This is a genomic window from Microcoleus sp. Pol12B4 (assembly GCF_036701385.1).
GTDB lineage: Bacteria > Cyanobacteriota > Cyanobacteriia > Cyanobacteriales > Microcoleaceae > Microcoleus.
In genome coordinates this window covers 1-13,166 of record NZ_JAUBQR010000028.1, presented here as the reverse complement: position 1 = coordinate 13,166, position 13,166 = coordinate 1, and the positions used below count along the sequence as shown (strand labels likewise).

Genomic DNA, 13,166 nt, shown 5'->3' with positions numbered 1-13,166 from the left:
TATTTCACTAGCCGAAATCAAATAATTAGATTTGATCTGATTTGCATTGGTACAGATAATTTTTTTCTTGAACTTTATGCAAGAACAATTAACAATTTTTTTTTCAACACTTGCTGTATCTTCTAGACTCGCCTGCAACGTGGTGTCGGAGTTGCGACTGTACGCTGTTTTTGACTCGCTGACGGCACTGGCTTATTGCTCGATCGCCCTATCTTTAGTTTATTTTACCCGCCAAGGTTCTCACCGCAAGATTTTCCGGGTGTTTGCCGTTGTTTTTTTTGCCTGGGGCGCAGCTAAATTGACGGAAGTTTGGACGCTTTGGCATTCCATATATTGGCTCTCGGTAACTCTCAAAGCTGCAAGTGCTTTGATTTCTTGGCTTTTAGCCACAACCGCCCTCGCCATCATGCCAAAAGCACTTGCCGAGTCTGGTTTAAATCAAAAAGAAAAAGTTCAACAACAGTCGTTAAAACAGGTAGAACAAAATCAGCACCAGCATGATATCGAGAAAGGAGAATTGGCAAAACAAGCGCTCCATTTTTATCCTTCGGATACTATTGTCGATCGCGCTTTAGCTCTCAATTCGCTTAACGAACAGTTAGAAAAAGAAATTGCCGATCGCCACCGGGTTGAGGAAAAGTTACAATTGACTCAGTTTGCGATCGACCGATCGGCAGATGCGATATTCTGGATCGGGCCAGACGGTAAATTTTTGTATGTCAACGACGCTGCTTGCACTTCATTGGGATATTCTGCTGCAGAATTGCTCTCGATGACCGTGCACGACATCAATCCAGATTTTCCCCAAACTGCTTGGAGTTTGCACTGGAAAGTCTTAAAACGCTGCGGTTCGGTTAATATTGAAGTTCACCACCTTACTAAGTACGGTCGCATTTTTCCGGTAGAAATTACGATCAACCATTTGGAATTTAACGGCAAAGAATATCAGTGCGCGTTTGCTCGTGACATTAGCGAACGCAAGCGGATTGAGGCAGCTTTGCGAGAAAGGGAAGAAGAATTTAGGTCATTAGTTTCTAGCATTCCCGGTGCGGTTTACCGATGCAGTGCTGCAGGGCGATCGAGCCTAACTTTTATCAGCAGTGGCATAGAAGCTATTTCCGGCTATCCTGCAGCTAACTTTATGCAAAAACCAGTGCAGGCTTTTCCGAGTATAGTTCATCCCGATGACGCTGAGCAGATCGAGACAATTATCGATCGGGCTATTAAGACAAAACAACCTTACATCATCGAATATCGCCTAATTCACGGCGACGGAAATGTGCGTTGGGTGGTAGAGAAAGGTCAAGCCCTTTTCAACGTAGACGGTAAAGTTTTATCCCTCAACGGCGCCATTTTTGACATAACAGAGCGCAAAGCGGCGGAGGATGCTTTGCGACTCTCCGAGGCGATCGCCAACAACAGAGCCCAGCAGCTAGAAATCGCTCTCAAAGAACTTCGAGAAACTCAAGCTCACCTAATTCATACCGAAAAAATGTCAAGTCTCGGTCAAATGGTAGCTGGAGTAGCTCACGAAATTAATAACCCTGTCAGTTTTATCTACGGCAATATTTCCTACGCCAGCCAATATATCAGAGACTTGTTGCAGCTTGTGAAACTTTACCAAAAACATTATCCTCAGCCCGTGGTAGAAGTTCAAGAATGTATTGACAATATCGATTTAGAATTTCTGACAGAAGATTTACTAAAAATATTATCTTCGATGAAGATGGGAGCCGATCGCATTCGCGAAATAGTTCTGAGTTTGCGAAACTTCTCGCGTTTAGACGACTCAGTAAAAAAACCTACTAACCTTCACGAAGGCATAGATAATACCCTCTTAATATTGCACAACAAACTCCGAGCCAGAGGCGACTATCCAGAAATAAAAATTATCAAAGATTACGGTCAACTCCCTTTAATAGAATGTTATGCAGGTCAGCTAAATCAGGTATTTATGAATCTGCTTAGCAACAGTATTGACGCCTTGGAAGATGCTTGCAACCAAAAAAGGCTATCTGCAGCCGGCGGCGACGACTGGAAACCAACTATTAGAATTCGCACAGAAGCCCTGAACGAAAATAGTATTTGCATCCGCATTGCCGATAATGCGATCGGCATGACAGAAGACGTGCGTAGCCGCTTATTTGACCCGTTTTTCACGACAAAACCGATGGGAAAAGGCACTGGTTTAGGGTTAGCCATCAGTTACCGAATTGTCGCGGAAAAACACGCTGGAGCCTTGAGCTGCCGTTCCACCGTAGGAGAAGGTACGGAATTTGCGATCGAGATTCCTTTATGAATTAGTGCGACGGAATTATCAAGACTTTGGCAAAAGTTATCGCTCACTATAAATTTTAAACTTGGGTGTAAAAAACTTTCAATTTCAAGAAAAATCCCAAACTTGGCTATAAATTACCCAGGTAATGCTCAACATGGCAGTGAAATTGTAAATTGTGTACCGCGACCTAAAGTTGAGTTGACTTCGAGCATACCAAAGTGTTGCTCAACTACAATCAGCCGTGCGATCGCCAATCCTAATCCCGTTCCTTTCCCTACCGCTTTCGTCGTAAACAAATGATCGAATATTTTCTCTTTGACTGATTCAGTCATACCTTTTCCATTATCAGTAATGGTAATTTTCACGTGGTTATCTTCTAGTAAGGTTGTAATTGTAATGCGGTTGGGATTCGCCTGAATTTTCGCAAAACTTCGACCAGTATTTGATTCATCTAACGCATCAATCGCATTGGCTAGAATGTTCATAAACACCTGGTTAAGCTGTCCGGGGAAGCATTCGATCGCCGGAATATTGCCGTAGTCTTTCACTACTTCAATGGCGGGTCGCTCATCGTTCGCTTTCAATCGATATTTGAGAATTAAGAGCGTACTATCTATGCCCTCGTGGATGTTGAAGGGCGCTTTATAGTCTTTGTCAGCTCTAGAAAAGGTGCGGAGCGAAGTGCTGATACTTTTAATGCGATCGCATCCCAGTTTCATGGAGTCAATCATTTTAGGCCAGTCTTCGATGATATAGTCTAAATCGATATCTTCGGCATGGTCTGCAAGCTCTGTTTCTGAGGCGCGATCGCGATAGAGATTGAGATGCTCCACTAAGTCTTGCACCGTTTGCTGGGTTTCATTCAAATTGCCCCAAATAAAGCCCACGGGGTTATTGATTTCATGAGCAACACCTGCTACCAGATTTCCGAGTGATGCCATTTTTTCGCTTTGCACCATTTGCAGTTGGGTGTTCTGCAAATCTGCCAGAGTCTGTTCGAGTTCCTGTGATTTTTGAGTCACACCTGCTTCTGCTTGCTTGCGATCGGTAATATCAATCAGCATTCCATCCCAAACGGTTTCTCCGTCTTCTCTACGTTCTGGCTGAGCAGCGGCTTTCACCCATTTCACTTTCCCACTGGGAGTAATAATCCGCCACTCATGTTGAAATGGGGTGAGCGTTTGAGCGGATTCGATAACTGCCCGAAACGCCTCTGCTCGATCGTCGGGATGTTCAAAATCGCGTAGGCTGTATTTTCCTAGCATCACCTCCTCTGCCGCCACTTCATAGAGTGTTTGACATCCAGAACTGACGTAGGGCACTGAAGCAGAACCATCGGCTTGAATCCGAATCTGATAAATCAAGCCAGGCACGTTATTGGCAAGTTTCTGAAAGCGGGCTTCACTATTCTTTAACTCTTCCAAAGACTGTTCTAGCTGTTGAGCATAGTTCTGTGAGCGCTCGTAAAGTCGAGCATTTTCTAAGGAAATCGCCGCTTGAGCGCAAAGTAAGTTAAGTAGTTCAACGCGATCGCTTGTAAATGCTCCCATAACTAAATTGTTTTCTAGATATAAAATGCCCATCAGCTTCCCTTGATGCAAAATCGGGCTACACAAGATACTCTTCGGCTGCTGACGCATGATATATGGGTCATTTATTAAAGTCCGCTCGGTCGTCGCATCCAGCAGCACAACAGTCTGCCTGTTGTGCTTGACTTGGTAAATCAGCTTCAGGGGAATTTCTTGACTCTCTTCAATGGGAAGACGCTGCAAGACAACTGGCTTTGAACCCTCGGTAATTGACCCTTTAATTAACAGGCGATCGTCTCGCAAGAGCATGAACACGCATTTATCAGCCCCCGCATTTTCGATGACGATTGAAAGCAACGATGAAAGTAGCTTTTCGAGTTCGATTTCACCGGATATTGCTTGGGAAGCTTTGAGAATAGCACCTAAATCTAAAGCCACAGAAACACTACTACTGGATGTGGCAGAACTGGTGGAGGTAATACTCCCCAAAGTGAAGATAGTTTCGTGAGTGGAGAGAGGAGAACGGATTTGCTCTAATATAGGTGCAAGCAGTTGCCGATAGCGAGCTTCTAGGTCAGCAACTTTGGCTTTTGCACCCCAACGAGCATAGGCATAGTAGGCTGCAATCATGTATTCCCCGGCTATGCGCTCTTTGCCCCAATCTAGGTAGAATTTAGCAGCCAGTTCGTTAGCAAGTGCTTCTTCTTGGGTATATTCGTTGGCTTTGGCAAGAGAAATCGCCTTGTCGTAAAACTCAATTGCTTCGGCTTTTTGTCCTAACACTCGACATTTTTCTGCCGCTACCAAATCAACCTTATGTTGATAATTCATGGGTGCATGAGACGCCCATTGCTGTAACTTGGTTTGGTTTTCTAGGACACCCTGCAATGCTTCTGATGTTTCATCTAACTGTGGATTCAATTGTGCCAGAGTTAGCAGAGACTCATAAAGATAAAATACTGGTTCGCTGACTAATCCCGCACCAGCCATAAAATAGCGCCTGACTTCAATAGCATGATTTTTCGCTGGCTCAATTTCTCCAAACAAGAAACAAAGCATCAGTTTATACAAATGGAAAATATACAATCCATATCCATCCTTGGCAGATTGTAGCTGCTGGAGAAATTCTGTTTCTTCAAGGGCTTTCCCAGACAAAAGGGTGGTATGTTCTGCAAGACCTAGCAAATTTAAAACAGGCTGCCAATAGATCCGGCAATAATTGGCGGTTGTCAATTGATTTAATTGCATCAAACTATGGCAGTAAGCGCAAATTTCTTGCTCTAACGTAGCCAGGGATTGACCACACCAAAAAGAATTGAGGCAAAAACTGTGGCCATTATACCCAGCAAGTACCAAGTTCCCAAATTCTATGGCAGTGGTGTAACCTTCTTGCAACAGGGGTAGTGTTTCTTGAATGTGAGAGTTTCGGTGTACAACAAATAACCCCAAGAGCATCAAAACATCTGTTTTACTTGCTTTGGCATCGAGTTTTGAAATAATCTGGAGTGCCAAGGAACCAAACTGTGTTCCTGTATCCACGACTTGGAAGAAATTGCAGAGAATATTGCCATAGTTCACATAGCCGTAAGCAGAAATCGATGTGTTACCGTACTGAATGGAAAGTTTAACCGACAAAGTACTCAGCAATGGGAACAGCGCAGAGCCAGTGAGGTAAGCTGCTGGGCTGATGATATTGGCAATCTTAATAGTACCGAGTTTTTCCACATCCCTCATCTCAGGCAAGTTAACCAAATCGGCAATTTCCCTATTTCCAATAAGTTCCTCAATCTCTTGGATTTCCTGTTGAAGATCTGATGGTGTTGGTGTTTCAGGAAAGGTGACGCCAAGCTGTTGTAAAACTGGTTGGGCGATCGCGATCGCTGAGGTTAATTTACTTTGGGAAATATGAGATTGAATTCTAAAGCAGTAAACGTTGACTTTTTCAGGTAAGGAGCGTGCCTGTTGAATGACAATATCAATGAACTGTTCCATCGCCTCAAAATTACCGTTTAGCATTGCCACTTCCGTTGCTAATTCATACAAGGCTAGGGTCATTTCATACTGCTGCTGCCAAGTATTTTCTGCCAACAAAGACAATCCCACTGTGGCATATTCATGGGCGGCTTGATAAGCGGTTGAAGTTTTGGCTTTGCGACAGGCAATTAAATTGAGTTGGGCTAATTCTTCTCGTTCTGTTGGTTTGGTAATTAAAGCAGTTCCGTGATTTAATTGATTGACAATTTCAAAAATACGGTCTTCTCTTGCTTGTGCCGAAATCTGTTGCAGCAGCAGTTGTCCGATTTGGTAATGAGTCGCCTGTTTTTGGTTGTCGGGAATTAGGGAATAGGCTGCTTGTTGAACGCGATCGTGTAAAAATTTGTAGGTAACATTTTGAGATTTTTCTAGCGTAACGACTTGACTTTCTGCCCCTAGATAAAATTTATAAACATCACCGATCGGTAAAATCAAACCTTCTTGCAATGCTTTCCATAAATTGGCTGCGGTTTCTACTTCTGAGCGTTCTGAAACAATTGCTAATGTTGCTAGATCGAACTGATTGCTAATACAAGCGGCTAACTTCAGAATATTCTGGGTGAGTAAGGGTAACTTCTCTAACTGCAACGCCATAAATTCTACAACATCATCGGTCAAGGCTTGTTGATTGATTTTGGACATATCGCATTGCCAACAGCCTAACTCGAAGTTAAATTGAATGAGATTTTCTTCATGTAGGGCTTTGAAAAATTGGGTGGCAAAAAATGGGTTGCCTTTAGTTTTTTGATAGACTAATTGTGAAAGGGGTAATGCCAAATTTTCGGTTATTTTTAGGGTATCAGCGACTAATTGATTGATTTGGCATTGACTCAGGGGTGTTAAAGTAATAGTATTAATGACTGCTTGGTTTTTTTGAATTTCGCTCAAAGTCAGCATTAATGGATGGGCTGGATTGACTTCGTTATCCCGATAGGCACCGATGATGAAAAGATGATCTGTATCAACCATTAATAGCTGTATCAACTTTAATGATGCTGAATCAGCCCATTGTAAATCATCTAAAAACATCACTAATGGATGTTTGGCGCTAGTAAAGACTTGGGTGAATTTTTGAAACAATAAATTAAAGCGATTTTGGGCTGCAGTTCCTGACAATTCTACTGCTGGTGGTTGTTCACCAATGATTTTTCCTAGTTCGGGAATGACTTCAATAATTACCTGACCGTTGTCTCCGACAGTTCCTAATATTTTATTTTTCCATTGCTCTAGTTGGAGATCACTTTCGGTTAACAATTGCCCCATTAAATCCCGAAATGCTTGGACAAAAGCAGAGAAGGGAATATTGCGTTGAAATTGGTCAAATTTTCCTTTGATAAAATAACCGCGTTGCCGAACAATTGGTTTATGAACTTCATTGACAACGGCGGTTTTACCAATACCCGAAAAACCTGCTACCAGCATCATTTCTGTTGCACCAAGACTGACTCGCTCAAATGCTTGCAGTAAAGTTTCTGCTTCTGTTTCTCGTCCGTAGAGTTTGTCGGGGATGATGAAGCGATCGCTCCTATCCCGTTGTGCAATTGTAAAGCTCTGAATTTTCTCAGTTTTTTGTAGTTGATGTAAACATTTTTTTAAATCATATTTCATTCCTAATGCACTTTGATATCTATCTTCAGCGTTTTTTGCCATCAATTTACTGACAATCTCTGAGACGACCGAGGGGAGTTGTGGGTTATTTTCATGTACTAATGGTGCTGCTTTGGCAATATGACAATGTACCAACTCCATTGGGTCATTTGATTCAAATGGTAATTTCCCTGTGAGTAATTCGTAGAAACTCACACCCAAAGAATAAAAGTCTGTCCGGTAGTCAATCCCCCGATTCATTCGACCAGTTTGTTCTGGGGAAATATAAGCAAGTGTCCCTTCTAATACATTGGAATTTATCAAGCTTTGTGTTTCTCTTGGAAGTAAAGACGCAAGACTAAAGTCAATTAATTTGACTTGTTTGGTTTCGGGATTAATTAAGATATTGCTGGGTTTTATGTCTTTGTGAATGATGTGATCGCGGTAGAGAATATCTAAGGTATTGCAAAGAGCGATCGCTATCACTAAAAACTCCCTCAAAGATAGTGCCTTTTCTCCTTTCAATGCCCATTCGTGAAGAGAAATACCTCCAAAGTCTTCCATCACTAACGCATAGCCATTTCGATAGGATTCGAGACTATACGTTTGGATGATTCCCGGTTGACAAAGGTTTTTAGCAATGGTATATTGATTGCGAAATTGCACCAGTTCGCTAAAGGTGGGATACTCGTTTTTCAGCAGTTTGATGACGACAGGTAATCGGTCACTGGTACGGATGGCCCGATAAACTAAGGTTCGACTTCCTGAATAAACTGTTTGGATAATTTGATAGTTGGGAATTTGAATGCTTGTGTTTTGGCTGCGGTTTTGGTGAGAGTTATTCATGGTTGTTGTTATTTGGTAAATTGTGGATTAATGAACGGTTAAATAGGTTTGAATAAGAGAAAAAAATTAACTTTTTTGTTAGGCATTAGTGGGTAAGGTGATGATAAATTCTGTTCCGGCTCTCAGTCGAGAGTTGATGTGAATAGAACCACTATGTTTTTCCACAACGATTTGACGTGCGATCGCCAATCCTAAACCCGTTCCTTTGCCCACTGCTTTCGTCGTCAATAAATGATCGAATATTTTTTGTTTGACATCCCAACGAACCTAGCATTAAGAAGCTTCTTTAGGTTCTAATATAGCTGATAGGAATCTCGATCGCTAACTCTGTACCATCTCCAACTCTAGAATTACAGGTTAATTTACCGCCATGTTTTTTGACAATACCATAGCTAACAGATAAACCCAAACCTGTACCGCTACCAACTGGTTTAGTTGTAAAAAAGGGATCAAATATTCGGGATTGAATATTCGCCGGGATACCCGCACCATTATCAGAGATTTTAATTCTAACCCTGTCTTTTTCTATGACTTCAGTCTGAATCCTGATTACAGGAGTTTTTTCTGTTTTATTAAGTGATTGAAGAGCATCAATAGCGTTACTGATAATACTCAGAAATACTTGATTTATCTCACTAGCATAACAAATGACATTGGGCAGATTTCCATAATCTTTAATAACTTGTATTTCTGATTTAACATCGCTCAGTCTTAAGCGAGTTTGTAAAATTAGCAAAGTGCTTTCAATTCCGGTATGTAAATCTACTGCTTTCATCTCTGCTTCATCTAAGCGGGAAAAGTTACGCAAACTCAGGATAATTTGGCTAATGCGATCGCTCCCTGATTTCATAGATTCTAGAATTTTAATTAAATCTTTCCAGATAAATTCTAAATCCATTTCTTCTATTTTCGCTTGAATGACTCCACTGGCTTCAGGATACTCTTGTTGATAAATTTTAAGTAAAATAAGCAAATCTTTGACATAATCCTCTATATGTGCAACATTACTACGAATAAATGTTACTGGATTGTTAATTTCGTGAGCAATCCCAGCTACCAGTTGACCGAGAGATGACATTTTTTCGCTCTGAATTAATTGTGCTTGGGTTTGTTGTAAGTTTTTAAATGCTTGCTCTAAATCAAAAGCTTTTTGGCTTAAATCTTCCGTTTTTTGCGCTACTTCTGCTTCTAAGCTTTGGGAATATTTCTCTATTTGTTTATATAAACGAGCATTATCAATAGAGATCGCTGCTTGAGCTGCGAGTATCTGGAGAATTTCTACTCGCTCATTTGTAAATGCTCCGAGTGTTAAGTTATTTTCTAAGTAAAAAATACCGACGAGTTTTCCTTGGCGAATAATGGGAGTACATAAAACTGATTTAGGTTGATGAGCGATAATATAGCGATCGCCTGCAAATTGGTCTGCTGTACTTAAGTTGTCAAAAACAGCCGTCGCTTGAGTTCGTGCCACCGCATAAATCAAACTATGAGGAATTTCCTGATATTGTTCCAGAGGAATTTCTAATGTTTTTGTCTGCTTTTGTGCGGTTTGAGCGACGACTAACCATTGTCGGTCTTGGCGAAGCACTAAACAACCAATTTGTGCTCCCCCATTCGCAAGCGTAATCTGCATCAAAGTGGCTAACAGTTTCTCTAATTCAATTTCTTGTGAAATAGCTTGTGCCGCCATCATTACTGCTGGAAAATCCAACCATACATTCTCGCTACTACTGACGGTAGCTAGGCTTCCCATCCAGGTAGGGTTGATTGTTGTCCCAGATGTGATTACAAAGTTAGCAGGTTGGAGAATAGCTTTCAGTAGTTGTGGATAGTGGCGTTCTAAATAAGCTACTTTAGCCTTTGCATCCCAACGGGAATAACAGTAATAAGCCTCAATCATGTAAGATTGTGCAACTTTTTCTTTCCCCCAATCTAAGTAGAACTTGGCAGCTAGTTCGTTTGCTAAACCTTCTTCTTGGATATAACTATTTTGTTTGGCTCCTGAAATAGCGCGATCGTACCAATCTCCAGCTTCATAATTCTTGCCTAAAACCCGGCATTTTTCTGCTTCTACCAAGTCAATTTTATGTTTGTGATTCATCGGCGCCTGGTGTGCCCATTGAGCCAAAGTGGTTTGATGGGTTTCTGCCAAAGCGAGACTGTTCGCTTGCTCAATTTCTGACTGCGTAGAGCAGACTGCCAAGTAGGTTAACCCGGCATAGAAATGGAAAACCGGAGTATGAATCATTGCTGCCGCCACCCTCAAATAGAGGCTTGCTTGAGCAATGTAGTCTAGGGCGTTGGTGTAGTTGCCAAAGAGATAGGCAAGCATTAGTTTGTAGTTATAGGCAAGAGCGAGTGCAGTAAGCTCTCTATTCTGATTATGCTGAGGAAACATCACGGTTTCATCATAAGCCTGACCGATTAACAAATCCGGTTGATTGACAATTTCCCTCAAGTTCTGCACCGTCTGTTGTGTCATCTTCACGTAAAACATAGGGGAATATTGCTTCACAGTCGTTAAGACAACACAGTAATTTTCTATTTCTGCGTGCCAATCATCAATCTCTGCCCCGGAAAAAAAATTATTATATAAATAACTACTGACGCAGTAGCCAGCATTGAGAAAATCACCTGTTTCCATCCCGACTAAATACCCTTTTTTCGCCGTTGGGATTGTTGCCCTCAGTGGTTCTTGACGATGCTGAATAAAACAGCCAAACCAAAGTAAAGTGATACATTTAAATTCTGGCCAATTCAACTGATCGAGTAAGCTCAATGCTACTCGCCCAAAGCGATAACCTTTTTCTACTTCTCCGAAAAAACTAGACAGCACAATGCCATAACCCACATACCCGATTGTTGATGCTGGTGCATTGCCAAATTGAAGTGATATACTGACCATTGTGGCACAAAGCAGAGGCTGCAAGGCAGGATTTCCCATAAAAATAGCCGGAAACAAGATGCCTAACAATTGCATCGCCGCAATTGTCCGAGGATCACTCATCACGGGAAGGTTAACCAGTTCCTCGATCTGTTTGCCCTCCAGGTGGGTGGCAAGGTTTTGTAATGCAATGCGTGTCAATGCTTCGTCAGTTTGATAGGGAAGTTCAATCCCCAATTGTGCTAGGGCGTTGGTGCCGATAGCGATCGCTTCTAACATCTGACTCTGAGTTGTCAGTGCGTTGATTTGAATCTCAAATATCTTGACTTTATCTAGTATTGTTTTCGCCGATCGCAAAACCTGGGCTGCCATTTCTTCCATGCCATTAAAATCAGCATTTAAGTAAGCCGTTTCAGCCGCAGCCACATAAAGATTCAGGGTTAATTCATACTGAGTTTGCCAACAGTTTCCAGTGAGTAAATCCAGCCCTGTTTTCACAAAACTTCTGGCGCCTGCATAGGCTGTAGAATTTCTGGCTTTCTGTCCGGCTGCTAAGTTCAATCTGGCTAAGGCTTCCCGTTCCTCTGCTTGAGTCATGAACTCAATTCCTAAATTTAAATGCCCGACAATATCAAACAGCTTTTCCTCTTTTTCTATCTCTGATAAGTTTTGTTGGAGTAGTTGCCCAATATGGTAATGGGTCTGCTGTTTTTGCTCGTCAGGAATCAATGAATAAGCCGCTTGTTGGACGCGATCGTGTAAAAATCGATAAGTCGGATTAGCGAAATCATTGAAAACTTCCTCGCTATCAGATTGGGTAAAGAACTTATAGATTTCGGTAGTAGGAATTACCAAACCTTCCTGCAAGGCTTTCCATAAAGCTGTGGCGCTACTGTCTGGTGATTTCTCACTGACAATTGCTAAGGTATTCAAATCAAACTGCGCCCCAATACAAGCCGCTAGTTTGAGACTATCCTGAGTTTCTTTGGGCAATTTCTGTAGTTGCAATGCCATGAATTCAACGACATCATCAGTAATTGCTAAAGCCTTCACTTGGGCAATATCGCATTGCCAATATTGAATATCGAAATCAAAGCTAATTAACTTGTCATCATGTAATGCTTTGAGAAACTGGATCGCAAAAAAAGGATTACCTTGAGTTTTTTGATAGACCAATTTTGTTAAAGGCTGGGCTAGAGATGATTCACAATTCAGTGTATCCGCCACCAACTGATTCATATCAGGCTGCCTTAAGGGTGGTAAAGTAATTGTATTCACCGCTGCCCCAGTTTTTACAATTTCATCCACTGTTAAAATGAATGGATGTACGGGGGAGACTTCATTATCTCGATACGCGCCTAATATTAATAGATACCCAGCATCTTGCATCAATAATTTCAGCAAGTTCAGTGATGCGGAATCGGCCCATTGCAAGTCATCTAAAAACACGACTAACGGATGTTCTTGACTGGTAAAGACTTGCACAAATTTGGGCAATAAGAGATTAAAGCGATTTTGGGCTGCTGTTCCCGATAATTCAATGGCGGCTGGCTGTTTACCGATAATATTTTCCAACTCAGGAATTACCTCAATTAAGACTTGTCCGTTGTCTCCTAATGCAGTTAATATCTGGCTTTTCCATGTTTCTAATTGCTTATCTGATTCGGATAGCAATTGCGCCATTAAATCGCGGAATGCTTGCACAAAGGCGCTGAAGGGAATGTTGCGATGAAATTGGTCATATTTTCCTTTAATAAAATAACCCCGTTGCCGCACTATGGGTTTATGAACTTCGTTTATAACTGCGGTTTTTCCAATTCCTGAAAAACCTGCAACTAGCATGATTTCTGTTGCACCTTCGCTGACTCTTTCAAAGGCTTGTATGAGCGTTTTTACTTCAGTTTCTCGTCCATAGAGTTTGTCGGGAACCCGGAAGCGATCGCATATATCCCGCGTTCCTAACTCAAAAGTTTCAATCTTTCCAGTTTCTTGGCACTGCTGCCAACAC

General features: G+C 41.7%; 3 protein-coding genes and 1 pseudogene. 1 reads left to right on the top strand and 3 read right to left on the bottom strand.

Going from position 1 to position 13,166, the window contains the following annotated elements; all coding sequences use genetic code 11:
* Positions 1-76: 76 nt before the first annotated feature.
* Positions 77-2,299, top strand: coding sequence for a PAS domain S-box protein (locus tag QUA38_RS06240; protein WP_333160154.1), 2,223 nt, complete (start codon positions 77-79; stop codon positions 2,297-2,299).
* A gap of 128 nt (positions 2,300-2,427) precedes the next feature.
* On the opposite strand, the gene QUA38_RS06235 is transcribed toward QUA38_RS06240, so the two are convergent.
* The 3 genes and pseudogenes from QUA38_RS06235 to QUA38_RS06225 form a co-directional block, all read right to left on the bottom strand.
* Positions 2,428-8,274, bottom strand: coding sequence for an AAA family ATPase (locus QUA38_RS06235; RefSeq protein ID WP_333160152.1), 5,847 nt, complete (start codon positions 8,272-8,274; stop codon positions 2,428-2,430).
* Between the two features lie 78 nt (positions 8,275-8,352).
* Positions 8,353-8,529, bottom strand: a pseudogene (locus QUA38_RS06230) (ATP-binding protein); the annotation flags it as partial.
* A gap of 31 nt (positions 8,530-8,560) precedes the next feature.
* A partial coding sequence (locus QUA38_RS06225) for an AAA family ATPase (protein ID WP_333160150.1) occupies positions 8,561-13,166 on the bottom strand: 4,606 nt, incomplete at its 5' end.

Excerpts from the sequence above, each read along its gene's own strand:
- QUA38_RS06240 (WP_333160154.1), top strand. The coding sequence starts at position 77 with ATGCAAGAACAATTAACAATTTTTTTTTCAACACTTGCTGTATCTTCT.
- QUA38_RS06235 (WP_333160152.1), bottom strand. The coding sequence starts at position 8,274 with ATGAATAACTCTCACCAAAACCGCAGCCAAAACACAAGCATTCAAATT.